The following is an 18,311-nucleotide window of genomic DNA, read 5'->3' on the forward strand; positions in this document are numbered from 1 at the left end:
CCGCTCACACCGGCAGGCCGATGCCGGTGGCCGGCCCCAGAATGATCTGCTGGCCACCGAGCGGACCGGTCGGGAGCGTTCCGGCGTAGATGTCGTTGATCCAATCCGTGGACAGGTCGTACACGGCGGTGGTGTTGCCCCCCGGGGAGTAGCTGGTGAACAGCTGCGCGATGAAGTCGATGACGGGCTTGTTGCCCAGCAGCGAGTCGACGTGCGAGCCGTTGAGCAACTCGACCCCGGTGAACTGACCCGGGTACAGGCTGACCAGTTCGTTGGTCGTGGCGCCGAAAGCGTTCCACGCCTGCGGCGGCGATGCCACCACATAGTCGGGGATGTTCAGCGTCTTGAGGTTGGCGATCGCAGCAGCGAAGGCCGAGGAGCTGTTTGCGACCCCGTCGAACATCACCACGCCGAGCAGGTGGTTGGCGGCGGTGTCCGTCCCGAGGTCCGCGATGTAGTCGCCGGCGGCGAGCGTGGCCAGGCCGCCGCCGGCCGAGTGCCCGGTGATCAGGAAGTTCTGCGGCAGCGTGCCGTGGTAGCCGGCCTGGCTGGCGCTGAGGTTCAGCGCGCTCTCGTTGCCCAGGAACAGCGAGGCGACACCCTGCTGCATCTGAGTGCCGCTCAAATAGGCGCCCATCGGCAACGGAATCGAGGACACCGTGGGGACGACGACGATGCTGTCGGTGCCGTACGCCAGCGCGGTGGCCAGGGCGCCGTACCAGCCGCCCGTTCCCAGGAAGCCGTGCTGCAGGTAGATCACGCCGCGGGCGTTGACCGTGCCGTCCGCCTGCGTGGGGAAGTACCAGCGGGCCGGGGCGTCGTAGCCGTGCGGGCCGACCGGGATCTCCAGGTAGGACGTCCCCTCGCGGACCCCGGTCACCGCGCCGGGGATCCCCGTGCCCTGAAACACGCCGCCGCTGCCGTTGCCGAGGGTCCCGTTGAAGAGGGCGGTGAGCAGCCGGCCGCCCAGTCCCGGGCCCGTGGTCCCGGTGACGACGGGCCCGACGGCGGCGTTGCCGAACAGCGGTTGCCCGGTCAGATAGATGAAGGGCGAGAAGAACCCCTGGTCGAAGAACTGCTGCTCCACCCCTCTGATCAGCAGGGAGACGTTGGTGAACTCGTCGGCGGCGTAGGTGGCGCCGGCGGCGTTCAGCGTGTGCGCGAACTGGGCCTGGAAGCTCACCGTCTGCGCGGTCAGCGCGTGAAACTCCTCGCCGAAACCGGCGAACACGTTGGCGATGGCCGCCGACACCTCGTCCGCGGCGGCCGCCTCGATCCCCGTCGTGGGGGCCGCGGCGGCGGCGGAGGCCTGCGTGATGGCCTCCCGGATCCCGGCCAGGTCACCCGACGCCGCGGCGATGACTTCAGGCGCTGCGTTCACGAATGACGACATCGGCGGCTCCCGTTCTCTAGCATCCCCCGATCAGTTACAGAAGCTACTCATGTCCGGACCGATTTGGTTCAGTTCCTTAATAAAACTTGCGCGCGATCGCCACCGGTGCCGCGGGCAAGCCGGTGACGCACGGATCCCAGCGCGCGTAAGACGTGCCGGTCGAGGTCCCCCGTCTTGTCGGTGCCCAGACCTAGACTTCGCGATGCCCCGATCGCCGTGATCCCTGAAGGGCCCGAAAGGAGTGGCCGCCATGCGATTCCTGCACACCGCAGACTGGCAGCTGGGCATGACCCGCCACTTCCTCGCCGGCGACGCGCAGCCGCGGTTCTCGGCGGCCCGCCGCGACGCGGTGGCCGGTCTCGGCGCGCTGGCCGCCGAGACCGGAGCCGAGTTCGTGGTCGTCGCCGGTGACGTCTTCGAGCACAACCAGCTCTCCCCCCAAGTCATCGGCCAGTCCCTGGAAGCCATGCGCGCCATCGGGATTCCCGTCTATCTGCTGCCTGGCAACCACGATCCGCTGGACGCCGCGTCGGTGTACACCGGCCCGCTGTTCACCGCGGAGCGCCCGGAGAACGTGATCGTGCTCGACCGCGCCGGCGTTCACCAGGTGCGCCCCGGCGTGGAGATCGTCGCCGCCCCGTGGCGGTCGAAGGCCCCCACCACCGACCTGGTCGCCGACGTCCTCGACGGCCTGGCGCCCGGCCCCGCCACCCGGATCCTCCTCGCCCACGGCGGTGTGGACGTCCTGGACCCCGACCGGGACAAGCCCTCGCTGATCCGGCTCGCCGCCCTCGAGGACGCGCTGGCCCGCGGCGTGCTGCATTACGCCGCGCTCGGGGACAAGCATTCCCTCACCAGAGTCGGCGGCAGCGGACGCGTGTGGTACTCCGGCGCGCCGGAGGTCACCAACTTCGACGACGTGGAATCCGATCCCGGCCACGTGCTCGTCGTCGACGTGGACGAGCAGGGCGTCACCGTGGAACCCCGCCACGTGGGCCGTTGGCGGTTCGTCACCCTGCACCGCCAGGTCGACACCGGCCGCGACGTCGCCGACCTCGACGTGAACCTCGACCTGTTGACCGACAAGGACCGGACGGTGGTGCGGCTGGCGCTCACCGGCTCGCTGACGGTGACCGACCGCGCCGCGCTGGACGCCTGCCTGGACAAGTACGCGCGGTTGTTCGCCTGGCTGGGCCTGTGGGAACGCCGCACCGACCTGGCGGTCATCCCCGCCGACGGCGAGTTCAGCGATCTCGGCATCGGGGGATTCGCCGCCGCGGCCGTCGACGAGCTGGTGGCGACGGCGCGCGATGGGGATTCGGGTTCGGCGGCCGACGCGCAGGCCGCGCTGGCGTTGCTGCTGCGCCTGGCTGATCGGGGGGCCGCATGAAGCTGCACCGGTTGGTCCTGACCAACTACCGCGGCATCGCCCATCGCGACATCCAGTTCCCCGACCACGGCGTGGTGGTCGTCTGCGGGGCCAACGAAATCGGCAAGTCGTCGATGATCGAGGCGCTCGACCTGCTGCTCGAGTCCAAGGACCGTTCGACGAAGAAGGAAGTCAAGCAGGTCAAGCCCACCCATAGCGACGTCGGCTCCGAGGTCTTGGCCGAGATCAGCTGCGGCACTTACCGTTTCGTCTACCGCAAGCGGTTCCACAAGAAGTGCGAGACGGAGCTGACGGTGCTGGCGCCCCGCCGCGAGCAGTTGACCGGGGACGAGGCCCACGACCGGGTCCGCGCGATGCTGGCCGAGACGGTGGACAACGACCTGTGGCACGCCCAGCGGGTGCTGCAGTCCACATCGACCGCCGCGGTGGACCTGTCCGGCTGCGACGCGCTGTCGCGCGCCCTGGACGTGGCGGCCGGTGACGATGCGGCGCTGTCGGGCAGCGAGCCGCTGCTCATCGAGCGGATCGACGCGGAGTACGCACGGTATTTCACCGCGACGGGCCGCCCCACCGGCGAGTGGTCCGCCGCGATCGCCCGCCTCGACGCCGCCGACGCCGCGGTCGCGGAGTGCGCGGCGAAGGTGGCCGAGGTGGACGAATTGGTATCCCGCCACGCCGTGCTCACCGAGCAGGTGGCGGAGCTGTCGGCGCAGCGGATCGCCGTCGCCCCGCGGCTAGCCGCCGCACGGGCGGCCGCCGACAGGGTCGCCGAACTCACCGGCCAGGCGCGCGAGGCCGAACGCCGGCGAATTGGCCGCCGCCTCGGAAGAAGCCGACGCGCTGAGCGAGCGCTACGAACAGGCCGCCGGGGGGTTGAGGGAGATCGACATCCGGCTCTCGGTGCTGGGCGGCGAGGGCCGCCAGGGCCAGCTCGACGCCGCGCAGACCGAGCGCGAGCACGCCGCCGCAGAGCACGCCCGCGTGGGCAGCCGGGCCCGGGCCGCGCAGCTGCTGCGCTCGGTGATGGCCCGCCATCGCGACACCACCCGGCTGCGGTATGTCGAGCCCTACCGCAGCGAATTGCAGCGGCTCGGCCGGCCCGTGTTCGGCCCGACCTTCGAGGTCGACGTCGACAGCGACCTGTGCATCCGCAACCGGACGCTCAACGGCGTCACCGTGCCCTATGAATCCCTGTCGGGCGGGGCCAAAGAGCAACTCGGCATTCTGGCGCGGCTGGCCGGCGCGGCGCTGGTCGCCAAGGAGGACACCGTGCCGGTGGTGGTCGACGACGCGCTCGGCTTCACCGATCCCGACCGGCTGGCCAAGATGGGCGAGGTGTTCGACACCATGGGCGCCCACGGGCAGGTGATCGTGCTGACCTGCAGCCCCGATCGGTATGACGCCGTCAAGGGCGCACACCGCATCGACCTGAGCGGTTAGCACCGGCGGCTCGCGAACCGGGCGCGGCTGTCGGCACAATGGGGTCTATGGCGGGCCGATACCGATGACGATGGACGCGAAGCGCCGCCGCCGGCAGGACAGGCTCGCGAAATTGCCCGGCGTGCGCCCGGTCAGGCGGCCGGTCTCTCCCGACAGCGCCGAGGACTTCGACCTGTACTACGTGCGCACGGGACGAAAGTCCGTGCACCCGCTGGTGATCATCCCCGGTGGCCCCGGGGTGGCGTCGGTGCAGATGTACAAGGGGCTGCGGCGCCGCGCCGCCGCCGCGGGGCTCGACGTCATCATGATCGAGCACCGCGGCGTGGGAATGTCGCGCCACGACGACTCCGGCGCGGACCTGCCGCTGGAAGCGATCAGCGTCAACCAGGTCGTCGACGACGTGGCGGCGGTGCTCGACGACGCGAAGGTCGAGTCGGCTGTCATCTACGGCTCGTCGTACGGCACGTACATCGCCGCCGGCGTCGGCGTGCGCCATCCGGGGCGGGTGCGGGCGATGATCCTGGACTCGCCGCTGCTGTCCAGGCATGACATCGTGATCGTGCGCCGCGCGATCCGCCGGTTGCTACTCAAGGGCGCCAGCCCCGAAACCGTCGCTCTGGCATCGAAAATGCGCAAGCTCGTCGACGCCGGCGTGATGACCGCGTCCGCAACCCAGGTCGTCGCGACCGTCTACGGCTACGGGGGAGCGGCGCTGCTCGAGCGACAACTCGACCTGTTGCTGGACGGGCGAAAGCTGCTGTGGTGGGCGCTTTCCCGGTTCACCACCCTGAGCTATCTGCCGTTCCGTTACGAGGAAGAGCTGGTGAGCCGCATCGCGTTCCGCGAGCTCGACTACGCCGCGCAGCCCGACGGCCTGCCGCTGGACCCCGCAGTCGCCGAACGTGAAACCCGCACGCAGACCGCGACATTCGAAGACGAGCCCTATGATCTTCCCTCGGAGCTGCCGAACTTCACCTGGCCCGTCGTGGTGATCTCGGGCGGCCGCGACCTCATCACCCCACCCGCGGTGGCCGAGCGCGTCGCGTCGCTGCTGCCGAACGCCGTGCTGCTGAAGCTGCCGACGATGGCCCACAGTGCGCTGGACTTCCGCGAGCCCGCCGCGCTGGCCATCGCGCGCGCGGTCTTTCGCGGCGAGGTCGACGGGCTCGCCGCCCGGGCGCCGGCCCTGGATGCCCTTCCGGCACGCCCGGAGGTGCGGCTGCTGTGGAAGGCGGTCGGGTGGGCCGCCGCGCTCGAGGCGGTCCTGCCGGCCCCCTGGCGGCGCCGGATCCGCTAACGCATGAATCCGATTGCCGCGTAGTTCAAGTCGCCCAGGCCCGGCGCACCGAAGTTGGCCAGCGTGCTGCGCACCGCGACGTCCCCGGGCGACTGGGTCAGCGGCAGGCTGAACCCCTCGGCCCAGATGAGCTTGTCGAGCTCGTTGGCCAGCGCCCGCGCCTTGGCGGGGTCGAGCTCCTCCAGCGTCCGCTCGATCGCGGCGTCGATCTCCGGGCTGCCGATCTTGCCGAAATTGCTGGCCCCGTCGGACTGGTAGATCTGAGTCAGCGACGACAGGGGAAACGCGTCGCCGAGCCAGCCGAAGCTGGCGATGTCGAACGCCCCGACGTTGACGTAGTTGGTGAAAAAGCCGCTGCCCGAACGCGCGATGAGATCGAGCCTGACGCCGATCTGGGCGAGGTCGTGTTGCGCGATCTCGGCGAACTGCCGACCGCCCTGGGCGTCATAGAACAGGTAGCGCACGACGAGCTGGCGGCCATCCTTCTCGCGGAACCGGCCATTGAGCTTCCACCCGAGGGCGTCGAGCTCGCGCCGGGCCTGCTCGGGGTCGTAGGGGTCGACGCCGCTGTTGTCCTGATAGCCCTCCTGCCCGGCGACATAGATATGGTTGCCCAGCGCCACCGGGTGGCTGGTGAGGCCGTACTGGACAACCTTGGCGATGGTCTGGCGGTCGATGCCCTTGGACACCGCCAGGCGCAGCGCCTTGTCGGCCAGGATCGACCCCTTGGCACCGTTGAAGGTGAAGTGTGACCAGCTCGGCGCCGGCGCGCGCCGGATCGAGACGCCCTTGGTGCGCCGCGCGATGGTCAGCTGGTCCACGGTGCCGACCCCGGTGGCGTCGATCGTGTTGTTCTGCAGCGCCGGGATCCGCGCCGCGTCGTCGAGCACAAGGTAGGTGATGCTGTCCAGGCGTGGGCGCGGCCCCCACCATTTCGGGTTGCGGGTCAGCGTGATTCGCTGGGTGGTCCGGTCCAGCGAGGAGGCGATGAACGGGCCGGCCGAGGGTCCGGGGCCGTCGAGCTGTCCCTTGTTGAAAGCCTCGGGCGTTTCCGTCATGCTCGCGGGCAGCAGCATGCCGTTGCCGGCGAACATGCCCCGCCACTCGGCATAGGGCTGGGCGAAGGTCATGACCGCCTGGCGGTCGTCGACGCCGCGGGTCACCGACGCGACGCGGTCCGCGCCGCTGGGACCCGCGATCTCGAAGGCCTTGTCCGCGCCGCTCAGCGCGTGGATCTGGGCCGCGATGTCCCGCCAGGTGATGGGCGTGCCGTCGGACCACACCGCTTTGGGGTTGATCGTGTAGGTGACCACCTGCGGGTTGGTGCCGGTGAGTTCGACGCTGGTGAAGTAGTCGGTGTCGACGGTCGTCGAACCGTCGGGGCCGATGACGAACGCCCGCGGCAGGGTGGCCTTCATCATCCCCGCGACCTCGGCGGAGTTGCCGTCGATGCTCAGGATGTTGAAGTTGGGCGGGAAGTCGCTGAGTGCGAGCCGCAGGTTGCCGCCGTCGCGCAGCGTGGCTGGGTCCTGCGGGTTGACGTCGCTGGTCGAGCCTACCTGGGCGTTGTTCCCGCTCGGCGGCGTCAGGTCGATGGCGGGCGAGCATCCGGTGAGCCCCAGCAGCGCGACGGCGACCGCGCTCACGACCCGTCGCCGAGTCTGCGCCCATGGCGCGAAATCCACCTTCGACGACGCCCTGGGCGCAGGCTCGGCGCCCTGGCCGCAGGCTCGACGCCGAGCCAGACCCGCCGCGCTAGACACGGTCCCCCGGATCCGGCTGCGGCACAGCGCCCAGCAGCCGGCGTGTGTAGTCGTGTTGCGGATCGTTGAACACCTGCTCGCTGTCACCCTGCTCCACGATCGCGCCCGCATGCATCACCACCACCTCGTGCGCGAGGTGCCTGACCACCGAAAGATCATGGGAAACAAACAGATACGACAGGCCGAATTCGTCCTGCAGGTCGAGCAGCAGGTTGATGATCCCCGCCTGGATGGAGACGTCGAGCGCGGACACCGGCTCGTCGAGCGCGAGGATCTTCGGCTGCAGCGCCAGCGCGCGGGCGATGCCGATGCGCTGCTTCTGCCCGCCGGAGAACTCGGCGGGATAGCGGACCGCGTCGGCGCGGCGCAGGCCCACGATCTCGAGCAGTTCGGCGACGCGGCCGTTCGTGTCGTCCTTACCGAACCCGTTGGCCAGCAACGGTTCGGCGAGCAACTCATAGACCGGCAGCCGGGGGTCCAGCGAGGCCACCGGGTCCTGGAACACCACCTGGATGTCGCGGCGCAGCGCTCGCCGGGCCGACGCGCTGAGCGCCGAGACGTCGCTGCCCAACACCTCGATCGAACCCGATTGCGGGGCGGTCAATTCCAGGATCTCGTGCAATGTGGTGGACTTGCCGGAGCCCGACTCGCCGACGATGCCCAGGGTCCGTCCCTGACGCAGCTCGAAGCTCACACCGTCGACGGCGCGGACCTCCCCGACAGCGCGGCGGAACACCACACCCTTGGTCAGCCGGTAGGTCTTGACCAGGTCGCGCACCCGCACGATCACCGACGAGTCACCGGCCACCGCCGCGGGCGCCTCGGTGTTGACGCCGTAGATGTCGGCGGCGCTGCGCCCGTCGACCATGTCGGTGCGGATGCACGCCGCGCGGTGACCGGTCCCCACCTGGATCAGATCCGGCTCCGCGGAACGGCATTCGTCGATGACCAGCGGGCAGCGCGGCGCGAACGGACATCCCGGCCCCAGGCCGACCAGCGACGGCGGGGCGCCGGGAATGGGCACCAGCCGGGTTCCCTGGACGGCGTTGAGCCGGGGCACCGAGCCCAATAGCCCGACGGTGTAGGGCATTTGGCGGTCCCGGTAGAGGTCGTCCACGCCGGCGGACTCGACGACCCGCCCGGCGTACATCACCAGCGCGCGGTCGGCGAACTCCGCGACCACGCCCAGGTCGTGGGTGATGATCAGCACGCCGGCGCCGGTGACGTCGCGTGCGGTCTTGAGCACTTCGAGGATCTGCGCCTGCACGGTGACGTCGAGCGCCGTGGTGGGCTCGTCGCAGATCAGCAGGTCGGGGTCGTTGGCGATCGCCATCGCGATCACCACCCGCTGGCGTTCGCCGCCGGACAGCTCGTGCGGGAACGCACGGGCGCGCCGCTCGGGCTGCGAAATGCCGACCAAGTCAAGCAGTTCGACCGCGCGGTGGCGGGCGGCCTTCTTCCCGACACGCGGCTGGTGCACGCCGATCGCCTCGGCGATCTGATCGGCGACGGTGTAGACGGGTGTCAGCGCGGACATCGGGTCCTGGAACACCATGCCGACCGCCTTGCCGCGAAAGCGCGACATCGCGGGGTCGGGGAGCCCGAGCAGTTCGGTGCCGTGCAGCCGGACGGATCCGTGGACCCGGGCGTACTCCGGAAGCAGGCCCACGACAGCCATGGCCGACACCGATTTTCCCGATCCCGATTCGCCGACCATGGCGACCACTTCCCCCGGGTCGACGCGGTAGCTGATGCCGCGCACCGCGGTCACCGGCAGGCCGTCGGTGGGGAATTCGACGGCCAGGTCGGTCACTTCGAGCAGCGCGCTCACCGGTGCGGCCCGCTGCCCGGGTCGAGCGCGTCGCGCAGGCCGTCGCCGGTCAGGTTGGCGCACACCAGGATCAGCACCAGCACGCCCGCCGGGAAGAGGAACACCCATGGGAACGTGGTTGCCGACTGGGTGCCGTTGGCGATCAGCGTTCCCAGCGACACATCGGGCGGCTGGATGCCGAAGCCCAGGTAGCTCAGGCTGGTCTCGGCCAGGATGGCCGAGGCGACGTTCAACGCCGCGTCGATGATCAGGATGGACGCCACGTTGGGCACCACATGGCCGACGATGATCCGGCGGCTGGAGACGCCCATATACCTCGCGGCCCTGATGAATTCGCGGTCACGCAGGCTCATGGTCATCCCGCGCACCATGCGGGAGCTGACCATCCAGCCGAAGCCGGCCAGCAGCAGCACGAGCAGAAAGATGTTGGCGGAGTTCTTGGTTCGTGGCGTGACGATCGCGATGAGGATGAAGGCGGGGACCACCAGCAGCAGGTCCACCAGCCACATGAGCGCCCGGTCGCGCCAGCCGCCGAAGTATCCCGCGACCGACCCGACGGTGGCGGCGATACCGGTCGAGATGAACGCCACGCAGACGCCGATCAGCATCGACTTCTGCATCCCGCGCAGGATCTGGGCCAGCAGGTCCTGGCCGAGCGCGTTGGTGCCCAGCCAGTGCCGGCCGTTGGGTGGCTGCAGCAGCGCGTCGAAATCCAGGTCGTTGTAGGAGTACGGCAGCGCCGCGGGCAGCGCGTAGCAGCCGACGAACAGCAGCACGAGCAGCGCCAGCGACGCCACGGCGACTCGGTGGCGGACGAAGCGGCGCAGCACCAGGGTGCGGCGCGACGTGAACGCCGCTACGCCCGAACCCGTCATCCCGTGGGCGCTCACGACACCCGCACCCTGGGGTCCAAAGCCGCGTAGAAGACGTCGGAGAGCAGCCCGGCCAGCAGCACGACGGTTCCCGAGAACAGGGTGATTGCGGCGATGATGTTGGTGTCCTGCGCGGTGATGCCCTGCACCAGCCATTCGCCCATCCCGTGCCAGCCGAAGATCTTCTCGACGAACACCGCCCCGGTGACCAGCCCGGCCACGCCGTAGGCGAACAGCGTGGCCAGCGGGATCAGCGCCGTCCGCAGCCCGTGTTTGATGAGTGCGCGCCGGCGGGTGAGCCCCTTGGCGCGGGCGGTGCGGATGAAGTCCTGGCCCAGCACGTCGAGCATCGCGTTGCGCTGATACCGGCTGTAGCCGGCGGCGGCCATCAGCGCCAGCGTCAGCGAGGGCAGGATCAGATGCCGCAACCGGTCCAGCATGTGGTCCCAGGCCCCGCCGGTCACCCCGGGCGACGTCTCACCGGTGTAGTCGAAGAGGTGGACGCCCAGGGCCCAGTTCGCCCGGAGCCCGCCGAGGATCAGCAGGTTGGCGATCACGAAGCTCGGCGTGCTCAGGACCAGCAGCGCGGCCATGGTGACGACGCGGTCACTGATCCGGTACTGGCGGATGGCGCCCCACGCCCCGGCGGCGATGCCCAGCGCGGTGCCCGTCACCGACCCGATGACCAGCAGCCGCAGGGTGACGCCGACGCGTCGCCACAGCGTGGCGCCGACCGGCTGCCCGGTGATGGTCGTGCCGAAGTCGCCCTGCACCGCGTGCGATGCCCAGTGCACGTAGCGCAGCGGAATGGGCACGTCCAGGCCGAGCGCATGGGCCTTGGCGTCGATGACGGCCTGCGGCGGCCGCGGGTTGCGCTGCAGCAGGCTGTCCAGCGGCGAAAAGGTCAGTGAGGTCAGGCAATAGGTCAGAAACGACGCCAGCGCCAGCAGCAGCACGTAGTTGAGCAACCGGCGCGCCAGGAATCGGATCATGCCTGACCGTGCCGCCGCCGTCGCATGAGGACAGGTTAACGAGCCGATTCCATGCTTGTGATCCGGCTGATTCTCATGGATGAATTACGGGCGACCCCCGGTTAGCATCCATCGCGACAACCCGAGGAGGGGCGAGTGACGGTCACCGACGACTATCTGGCCAACAACGCCGACTACGCGGGCAGCTTCCCAGTCTCCCGTGGCCCGCTGCCGATGCCCCCGAGCAAGCATGTCGCGGTGGTCGCCTGCATGGACGCGCGACTCGACGTCTATCGGCTCCTCGGCCTGGACGACGGCGAGGCCCACGTCATCCGCAACGCCGGGGGAGTGGTCACCGACGACGTGATCCGCTCGCTGGCGATCAGCCAGCGACTGCTGGGCACCCGGGAGATCATCCTGATCCACCACACCGACTGCGGGATGCTCACCTTCGCCGACGACGAGTTCAAGCGCGCCATCCAGGACGAGACCGGGGTCAAGCCGCCGTGGGCGGCCGAGGCCTTCCCGGACGTCGCCGACGACGTCCGGCAGTCGCTGCGGCGGATCGAGAACAGCCCGTTCGTCACCAAGCACGTGTCACTGCGCGGCTTCGTCTTCGACGTCGCCACCGGAAAGCTCGACGAAGTCACGCTCTAGCCGCCACTGCCGAGCAGACGCGGAATCGCACGATTCGACCCGAATCCCTGCGATTCTGCGACTGCTCGTGCCCGCCAACCCATTGACAGATTGACAACGGCGCCGCCGCCTGATTTTATAGATGGCAATAAAAGTAAACTTGGTCAAATCTACCAGAAATGATGGACGGGAAACCCATGCCCACCGCCGTGAAGGCCGGGCCCGCCGCCGCGGGCCAGTACGAATTGAGCCATCTGCGCTCTCTGGAGGCCGAGGCCATCCACATCATCCGGGAGGTGGCCGCCGAATTCGAGCGGCCTGTGCTCCTGTTCTCCGGCGGCAAGGACTCCATCGTGATGCTGCACCTGGCGCTCAAGGCCTTCCGGCCGGGCCGGCTGCCGTTTCCGGTGATGCACGTCGACACCGGCCACAACTTCGATGAGGTGATCGCCACCCGCGACGAGCTGGTCGCCGAGTCAGGCGTCCGGCTGGTGGTGGCCTCGGTGCAGGAGGACATCGACGCCGGGCGGGTGGTGGAGCCCATCCCGTCGCGCAACCCGATCCAGACGGTCACCCTGCTGCGCGCGATCCGGGAGAACAAGTTCGACGCCGCGTTCGGCGGCGCCCGTCGCGACGAGGAGAAGGCCCGCGCCAAGGAGCGGGTGTTCAGCTTCCGCGACGAGTTCGGGCAGTGGGACCCCAAGGCGCAACGGCCCGAGCTGTGGAACATCTACAACGGCCGGCACCACAAGGGCGAACACATCCGGGTCTTCCCCTTGTCCAACTGGACCGAGTTCGACATCTGGTCCTACATCGGGGCGGAGAAGATCAAGTTGCCTTCCATCTATTTCGCGCACCGCCGCAACGTATTTCGTCGCGACGGCATGCTGCTGGCGGTGGACCGGCACATGCACCCGCGCGCCGACGAGCCCGTCTTCGAGGCCACCGTGCGGTTCCGCACCGTCGGCGACGTCACCTGCACCGGTTGCGTGGAGTCGCACGCCGCGACGGTGTCCGAAGTCATCGCCGAGACCGCGGTGTCCCGGCTCACCGAGCGGGGCGCGACCCGCGCCGACGACCGCATCTCGGAAGCCGGCATGGAAGACCGCAAGCGACAGGGCTACTTCTGATGACGACGCTGCTTCGGTTGGCGACGGCCGGTTCGGTCGATGACGGCAAGTCCACCCTGATCGGGCGCCTGCTCTATGACTCCAAAGCCGTGATGGAAGACCAGTGGGCGGCCGTCGAGCAGACATCCAAGGATCGCGGCCACGACTACACCGACCTCGCGCTGGTGACCGACGGCCTTCGGGCCGAACGCGAACAGGGCATCACCATCGACGTCGCCTACCGCTACTTCGCCACTCCCAAGCGGAAATTCATCATCGCCGACACCCCCGGCCACATCCAGTACACCCGCAACATGGTGACCGGGGCGTCGACGGCCCAGTTGGTGATCGTGTTGGTCGATGCCCGACACGGCCTGCTCGAGCAGTCCCGCCGGCACGCGTTCCTGGCGTCGCTGCTGGGCATCCGGCACGTGGTGCTGGCGGTCAACAAGATGGACCTGATCGGTTGGGACAGGGAGAAGTTCGAGGCGATCCGCGACGAGTTCCACGCGTTCGCCGCGCGGCTCGACGTGCACGACGTCGCCACCATCCCGCTCTCAGCGCTGCATGGCGACAACGTGGTGACCAAGTCCGACAAGACTCCGTGGTACGAGGGACCGTCGCTGTTGTCGCATCTGGAAGAGGTCTACATCGCCGGCGACCGCAACATGGTCGACGTGCGGTTCCCGGTCCAGTACGTCATCCGGCCGCACACCCTCGATCATCAGGACCACCGCAGCTACGCCGGCACCGTGGCCAGCGGGGTGATGCGCCCCGGCGACGAGGTGGTCGTGTTGCCGGTCGGCAAGACGACCCGGATTACCGCGATCGACGGGCCGAACGGCCCTGTGGAAGAAGCGTTTCCGCCGATGGCCGTCTCGGTGAGCCTGGCCGACGAGATCGACATCTCGCGCGGCGACATGATCGCCCGCACCAACAACCAGCCCAGGATCGCCCAGGACTTCGACGCGACCGTGTGCTGGATGGCCGACAACGCCGCGCTGGAGCCGGGCCGCGAGTACCTCATCAAGCACACCACCCGGACGACCCGCGCCCGGGTGACCGCCTTGGGTTACCAGCTCGACGTCAACACCCTGCATCGCGACAAGTCCGCAACGGCGTTGCAGCTCAACGAACTTGGCCGCATCTCGTTGCGCACCCAGGTACCCTTGCTGCTCGATGAGTACACCCGCAACGCCAGCACGGGCTCCTTCATCCTCATCGACCCCAACACCAACGGCACGGTGGCCGCGGGCATGGTGTTGCGCGACGCCTCGGCGCAGGCGGCCAGCCCGAACACCGTGCGGCACAAGTCGTCCGCGATCGCCGAGGCCCGGACGCGGGGCAACACGGTTTGGTTCACCGGCCTGTCCGGTTCCGGAAAGTCGTCGGTGGCCATGCTGGTCGAGCAGATCCTGCTCGAAAGCGGCACGCCGGCCTACGTTCTCGACGGCGACAACCTGCGTCACGGCCTGAACGCCGACTTGGGCTTCAGCATGGACGACCGCGCGGAGAATCTGCGCCGGCTCGCTCATGTGGCGGCCCTGCTCGCCGATTCCGGCCAGATGGTGCTTGTGCCGGCGATCAGCCCGCTGGCCGAGCAACGAGAACTGGCCCGCCAGGTGCACGGCGAGGCCGGCCTTGACTTCGTCGAGGTCTTCTGCGACACCCCCATCGACGAGTGTGAGCGGCGTGATCCCAAGGGCCTATACGCCAAAGCGCGCGCGGGGGAAATCACCCAGTTCACCGGGATCGACAGCCCGTATCAGCCGCCGGCGAATCCCGAGCTGCGGCTCACCCCCGACCGCACCGTCGAGGAGCAGGCGCAACTGGTCGTCGACCTCCTGCGATCGCCGCTGAGTTCGATGGCGGCGACCCGCTTCGCCCGGCTGCGCCGCGCTCGCGATCGCCGCTGAGTTAGAGGGCGGCGACCAGCTTGGGCGGGATTTCCCGCCCGGGGTGGCACAATCCAGAGTTGTGCGCATGTCAGCCAAGGCGGAATACGCGGTGCGGGCCATGGTGCAGCTCGCGACGGTCGAGGGTGGCACGCTGGTCAAGACCGACGACTTGGCTCAGGCGCAAGGCATCCCGCCGCAGTTCCTCGTCGACATCCTGACCAACCTGCGCACCGACCGCCTGGTGCGCAGCCATCGCGGGCGCGAAGGCGGGTACGAACTCGCCCGCCCCGGCAGCGAGATCAGCATCGCCGACGTCCTGCGCTGCATCGACGGTCCGCTGGCCAGCGTCCGCGACATCGGGCTCGGCGACCTGCCCTACTCCGGCCCCACGGCACCGCTGGCCGACGTGTGGCGGGCCTTGCGGGCAAGCATGCGGTCGGTGTTGGAGGAGACCACCCTGGCCGACGTCGCCAGCGGCCGGCTGCCCGAGCATGTCGCGCGGATGGCCGACGCGTACCGGGGCCAGGAGCGGCTCCGGCACGGGTCCGTCCGCAGCGGGGATTAGCCGGCCGAGCCGTAGGCGCGGGTGAGGATCTCCATCGCGTGCCCCGACGGGTCCAGGAAATACACCCCGCGCCCGCCGTGGTTTCGGTTGATCTCGCCGGGCCGTTGCTGGCGGGGGTCGGCCCAATGCTGCAGGCCGCGCGAGCGGATCTTCCCGTAAATCGCGTCGAAGTCCTCGTCGGACACCAGGAACGCGTAGTGCTGGCGGCGGATCTCCTCCCCGGCGGGCACGTCGGCGTAGTCGAGCGTGGCGCCGTGTTCCAGTCCGACCGCCATGAAATGGCCGAACGGCTGCGGGTCCGGGAGTCCGAACAGCTCGGCCAGGAAACTCGCCGACGCATGCTTGTCACGCGACGCTACGATCGTGTGGTTGAAGCGGATTGCCATGGTTCCTCCCTACACCTCGACGCGCGCGCAGGCGGGCCGGCGGCGGCCATGAAGCACACCCCACCGGGGAACCTCGCGCACTCCCGGGCGATGCGGCGGTCTGGTTCTTACGGCGCGAGCCTGACGAAGCCCGGCCCCATGGGCGGCTCCGCCTGACCGCCACCGCCCGCGCCACCTGCACCGCCACCGCCGCCTGGCCGCCGGCGTTGCCACCGCCACCGCCCACGGCGTTCCCCGGCTGAGGTCCAGCCGCAGGCGGCTGCGGCTCTTGGGGCGCAGGGGGCGGCTGCTTCGGCGGAGGGGGCGGCTGTTTTGGCGGCGGCGGCGGCTGCTGCGGTCGCGGCTGCGCCGCGATCGCCCGGTGTGGCGTCCGGATCTGGTCCGCGGGCGGCGACGGTAGGGGGGTCGGCGGATCCGGCATGGTCAGATCTCCGGAAGGAACCGTACCGATCGACGCGGCGAGCACCCACCCGCGTGCCGCCGCGAAGCTCGTCGGCTCCCCGAGACCGGTTCCCCAGTCCACCGCCGTGCGCGTGTATGCAGCCGGACCGCTGGATCCCAGAGCGGGATTAGCCGCGATGGAGGCGATCTTGCCCCTGTTGTTTGGGCAATAGGCATCCACCGCCGCCGTGACGAACAGGGTCATGGTGCGAGCGAGGCGGTCGATGGGGTATCCGCGCTCGCCCGGGTCCACGTTGTAGGCATCGTTCACCTTCTCGCGCACCACCTCGGCCACCGGAACGCCGGAATCGAGTCTGCGGCAGTCTCGGTGGGCTGACGCGATGAGGCTCGGCACATTCTCGAGCGCGGGGATGTTTTCCGCGTCAAGCAACGCCAGGAATTGATCGTCTTGATTCGTGTCGGCGGTCGCCGCGCCGCCGTAAACAGTTGCGGCGCCCGTCAACACCAAGATGGTGCCGATCAGGGCGCCGGAATGGTTGATCATGCCAGTGAACATGGAGAGGGGTTTCCGTTCTGTTGGGCCGTCACCAGAAGGCTTAGGGTCGTGATCCGCTCGCACGCATAGGTGCCCATTCAGGTGCCGCCGGGCTCGCGTAGCTGAAAAGCAGATGCCTTCGACTGTCCGGCAGCCGGGACGTGCTGTCGGTGCTGGTGGCGCGCGTTCTAGGTGGACGCACCCTCTAGCCGAGCAGGAATCCATTGCTGGCCGAACGAACCTGGATTCGCGTCGCTTACGTGCAGATCGCAAGCGGCGACGGGGAAACGAATGGCATAGCCGCAATCAGGCGCCATGATCCTTTTCTACACCTGCGCGCGAGGCGGGCATAGGTGCGGCGACACCCGTCAAGGGCCGCCGTCAGTTCCGATAGAGCTTCGTCGCGCCGGTCGAGCGGGTTTTTGAGCAATGACCCATGACGTCAGAGACGCTCGGCTACTTCGGCGCGGTGAGCTCCAGCGCGATGTTGTCCGGATCGCGGAATTCCAGGATGTAGGACGGCCCGATGTCCTTGATCGGCTCGTGGGCGATGGCCAACTCATCGAGATGTGCTGCGGCGCTGTCGAGTTCGTCCTTGCTGCCGATCCGGAACGCCAGGTGATCGAGGCCCACCCGGTCCTCGTCGAAGCGGTCGGTCGCCACCGGCCGCAGCCCCAGCAGCGTGCCGCCGAGGTCGTAGATGACGCCGCCGAACAGAAAGCCCAGCTGGTCTCGCGTCGCTTCGTTGGCATTCTCGGGAATTTCCAACAAGACAGGCCAGCCGAACACGCTCTCGTAGAACTGGCGCGACCGCTCGATGTCGGTGACGGTCAGTCGGACGTGCGCGATGGACGTACTGGTAACGCTCATCTGGCCATGCTGCCACCCGAAAACGGGTCAGGCCATTGCCGGCCGTGCCAGAATCGCCGTCGTGCGCATAGCGATGACCATGCCGGTGATGGAGCCGGACCTGGACGCGGCCGTCCTGCGGGACTGGGCGCGGGCCATCGACGAGGGCCCGTTTTCGTCGCTGTGTTGGGGCGAGCGCATCGCGTTCGACAACCCGGACAGCCTGACGCTGCTGGGGGCGCTGTCTGCCTGGACCAGCCGGGTGCGGCTGCTCACGACGGTGATCGTCCCGCAGTTGCACCACCCGGTGATGCTGGCCAAGGCCCTGGCGACGGGCGATGTGCTGTGCGACGGGCGGCTGTCGGTCGGCATCGGCGTGGGCGGCCGGCAGGAGGACTACCAGGCCGTCGGCGCCGACCCGGCCACCCAGACCATCCGGGGCATGGCCGAGCGGGTGGCCGTGATGAAACGGGTGTGGGCCGGTGAAAAGCTGACCGACTCGGTGCTGCCGGTCGGCCCGTCGCCCGTGCAGCCGGGCGGCCCGCCGCTGCTGGTCGGCAGCATCGGCCCCAAGACCATCCGCCGCGCCGCCGCGTGGGCCGACGGACTGGCCGGCATCACCCTGGACCTCGACGTCGCGCAGCAGAACGAGTTGTTCGACGTGGCGCGGGACGCGTGGGCGCAGGCCGGCAAGCCCAAACCCCATCTGGCGACGTCGTTTTGGTTCGCGTTCGGACCCCCCGAGCGGGCCCGTTCGCAGGTCCACCGGCACCTGCGCCACTACATGAACTGGATCCCGGCCGAATACGTCGACGCGATGGCCCCGACGACCGGGTGGGCCGGCAGCGAGGACGAGCTGCTGGGTGTGCTGCGCAAGTTCGAGGAAATCGGCACCGACGAGCTCCAGCTCATCCCGACCAGCTCGGATATCGACCAGGTGCGGCGCGCGGCGGACGTGGCGGGGCGGCTGTAGG

The 18,311-nt window shown here is 69.1% G+C and carries 15 protein-coding genes and 1 pseudogene; 8 read left to right on the forward strand and 8 right to left on the reverse strand.

What is annotated here, in order from left to right; all coding sequences use genetic code 11:
• Positions 1 to 4: 4 nt before the first annotated feature.
• Positions 5 to 1,393, reverse strand: coding sequence for a PE domain-containing protein (locus tag BN971_RS08205; protein WP_085183239.1), 1,389 nt, complete (start codon positions 1,391 to 1,393; stop codon positions 5 to 7).
• Between the two features lie 250 nt (positions 1,394 to 1,643).
• Between BN971_RS08205 and BN971_RS08210 the strand changes: the two genes are divergently transcribed.
• The 3 genes and pseudogenes from BN971_RS08210 (at position 1,644) to BN971_RS08220 (ending at position 5,520) form a co-directional block, all read left to right on the forward strand.
• Positions 1,644 to 2,783 (forward strand): metallophosphoesterase family protein, encoded by a 1,140-nt coding sequence (locus tag BN971_RS08210; RefSeq protein ID WP_085183280.1) that lies wholly within the window; start codon positions 1,644 to 1,646, stop codon positions 2,781 to 2,783.
• Positions 2,780 to 4,223: pseudogene (locus BN971_RS08215) on the forward strand (AAA family ATPase). Before BN971_RS08210 ends, BN971_RS08215 begins: the two are co-directional and overlap by 4 nt.
• Positions 4,224 to 4,287: 64 nt before the next feature.
• Positions 4,288 to 5,520 (forward strand): alpha/beta hydrolase, encoded by a 1,233-nt coding sequence (locus tag BN971_RS08220; RefSeq protein WP_085183237.1) that lies wholly within the window; start codon positions 4,288 to 4,290, stop codon positions 5,518 to 5,520.
• On the opposite strand, the gene BN971_RS08225 is transcribed toward BN971_RS08220, so the two are convergent.
• Genes BN971_RS08225 through BN971_RS08240 form a run of 4 tightly spaced genes read right to left on the reverse strand, consistent with a single transcriptional unit; the run spans position 5,517 to position 10,978 of the window.
• On the reverse strand, positions 5,517 to 7,265 hold the full coding sequence (locus BN971_RS08225) for an ABC transporter family substrate-binding protein (protein ID WP_372511964.1): 1,749 nt from the start codon (positions 7,263 to 7,265) through the stop codon (positions 5,517 to 5,519). The genes BN971_RS08220 and BN971_RS08225 overlap by 4 nt on opposite strands.
• Positions 7,266 to 7,275: 10 nt before the next feature.
• Positions 7,276 to 9,114: an ABC transporter ATP-binding protein gene (locus BN971_RS08230; RefSeq protein ID WP_085183235.1), complete on the reverse strand. Its 1,839-nt coding sequence runs from the start codon at positions 9,112 to 9,114 to the stop codon at positions 7,276 to 7,278.
• Complete coding sequence (locus BN971_RS08235; protein ID WP_085183234.1) at positions 9,111 to 9,989, reverse strand: ABC transporter permease; 879 nt, start codon at positions 9,987 to 9,989, stop codon at positions 9,111 to 9,113. Before BN971_RS08235 ends, BN971_RS08230 begins: the two co-directional genes overlap by 4 nt.
• Positions 9,990 to 10,000: 11 nt before the next feature.
• Complete coding sequence (locus BN971_RS08240; protein WP_085183233.1) at positions 10,001 to 10,978, reverse strand: ABC transporter permease; 978 nt, start codon at positions 10,976 to 10,978, stop codon at positions 10,001 to 10,003.
• A gap of 135 nt (positions 10,979 to 11,113) precedes the next feature.
• Between BN971_RS08240 and BN971_RS08245 the strand changes: the two genes are divergently transcribed.
• The 4 genes from BN971_RS08245 to BN971_RS08260 all read left to right on the forward strand — a co-directional run bounded on the left by BN971_RS08245 (position 11,114) and on the right by BN971_RS08260 (position 15,165).
• Entirely contained in the window at positions 11,114 to 11,614 is a 501-nt protein-coding gene (locus tag BN971_RS08245) for a beta-class carbonic anhydrase (RefSeq protein ID WP_085183232.1), read from the forward strand.
• Positions 11,615 to 11,790: 176 nt separating this feature from the next.
• Positions 11,791 to 12,723 (forward strand): sulfate adenylyltransferase subunit CysD, encoded by a 933-nt coding sequence (gene cysD / locus BN971_RS08250; protein WP_085183279.1) that lies wholly within the window; start codon positions 11,791 to 11,793, stop codon positions 12,721 to 12,723.
• Positions 12,723 to 14,618 (forward strand): adenylyl-sulfate kinase, encoded by a 1,896-nt coding sequence (gene cysC, locus BN971_RS08255; RefSeq protein ID WP_249262710.1) that lies wholly within the window; start codon positions 12,723 to 12,725, stop codon positions 14,616 to 14,618. The genes cysD and cysC overlap by 1 nt, the downstream gene beginning before the upstream one ends.
• Before the next feature lie 61 nt (positions 14,619 to 14,679).
• Positions 14,680 to 15,165 (forward strand): Rrf2 family transcriptional regulator, encoded by a 486-nt coding sequence (locus BN971_RS08260; RefSeq protein ID WP_085183230.1) that lies wholly within the window; start codon positions 14,680 to 14,682, stop codon positions 15,163 to 15,165.
• Here the strand turns inward: BN971_RS08260 and BN971_RS08265 are convergent.
• From BN971_RS08265 to BN971_RS08275, 3 genes are all read right to left on the reverse strand, one after another.
• Positions 15,162 to 15,551: a VOC family protein gene (locus BN971_RS08265; RefSeq protein WP_085183229.1), complete on the reverse strand. Its 390-nt coding sequence runs from the start codon at positions 15,549 to 15,551 to the stop codon at positions 15,162 to 15,164. The genes BN971_RS08260 and BN971_RS08265 overlap by 4 nt on opposite strands.
• Positions 15,511 to 16,509, reverse strand: a complete 999-nt coding sequence (locus tag BN971_RS08270; RefSeq protein ID WP_090349918.1) for a DUF732 domain-containing protein — start codon at positions 16,507 to 16,509, stop codon at positions 15,511 to 15,513. The genes BN971_RS08265 and BN971_RS08270 overlap by 41 nt, the downstream gene beginning before the upstream one ends.
• 435 nt (positions 16,510 to 16,944) lie before the next feature.
• Positions 16,945 to 17,358: a VOC family protein gene (locus tag BN971_RS08275; protein ID WP_085183227.1), complete on the reverse strand. Its 414-nt coding sequence runs from the start codon at positions 17,356 to 17,358 to the stop codon at positions 16,945 to 16,947.
• Positions 17,359 to 17,431: 73 nt separating this feature from the next.
• Here BN971_RS08275 and BN971_RS08280 point away from each other — a divergent pair, with 73 nt between their 5' ends.
• Positions 17,432 to 18,310 (forward strand): LLM class flavin-dependent oxidoreductase, encoded by an 879-nt coding sequence (locus tag BN971_RS08280; protein WP_085183226.1) that lies wholly within the window; start codon positions 17,432 to 17,434, stop codon positions 18,308 to 18,310.
• Position 18,311: the final 1 nt, after the last annotated feature.

Origin of the sequence: Mycobacterium bohemicum DSM 44277 (assembly GCF_001053185.1) — a bacterium.
Lineage (GTDB): Bacteria > Actinomycetota > Actinomycetes > Mycobacteriales > Mycobacteriaceae > Mycobacterium > Mycobacterium bohemicum.

Excerpts from the sequence above, each read along its gene's own strand:
- BN971_RS08205 (WP_085183239.1), bottom strand. The coding sequence starts at position 1,393 with ATGTCGTCATTCGTGAACGCAGCGCCTGAAGTCATCGCCGCGGCGTCG.
- BN971_RS08210 (WP_085183280.1), top strand. The coding sequence starts at position 1,644 with ATGCGATTCCTGCACACCGCAGACTGGCAGCTGGGCATGACCCGCCAC.
- BN971_RS08220 (WP_085183237.1), top strand. The coding sequence starts at position 4,288 with ATGACGATGGACGCGAAGCGCCGCCGCCGGCAGGACAGGCTCGCGAAA.
- BN971_RS08235 (WP_085183234.1), bottom strand. The coding sequence starts at position 9,989 with ATGACGGGTTCGGGCGTAGCGGCGTTCACGTCGCGCCGCACCCTGGTG.
- BN971_RS08240 (WP_085183233.1), bottom strand. The coding sequence starts at position 10,978 with ATGATCCGATTCCTGGCGCGCCGGTTGCTCAACTACGTGCTGCTGCTG.
- cysD (WP_085183279.1), top strand. The coding sequence starts at position 11,791 with ATGCCCACCGCCGTGAAGGCCGGGCCCGCCGCCGCGGGCCAGTACGAA.
- cysC (WP_249262710.1), top strand. The coding sequence starts at position 12,723 with ATGACGACGCTGCTTCGGTTGGCGACGGCCGGTTCGGTCGATGACGGC.
- BN971_RS08265 (WP_085183229.1), bottom strand. The coding sequence starts at position 15,551 with ATGGCAATCCGCTTCAACCACACGATCGTAGCGTCGCGTGACAAGCAT.
- BN971_RS08270 (WP_090349918.1), bottom strand. The coding sequence starts at position 16,509 with ATGTTCACTGGCATGATCAACCATTCCGGCGCCCTGATCGGCACCATC.
- BN971_RS08275 (WP_085183227.1), bottom strand. The coding sequence starts at position 17,358 with ATGAGCGTTACCAGTACGTCCATCGCGCACGTCCGACTGACCGTCACC.
- BN971_RS08280 (WP_085183226.1), top strand. The coding sequence starts at position 17,432 with ATGACCATGCCGGTGATGGAGCCGGACCTGGACGCGGCCGTCCTGCGG.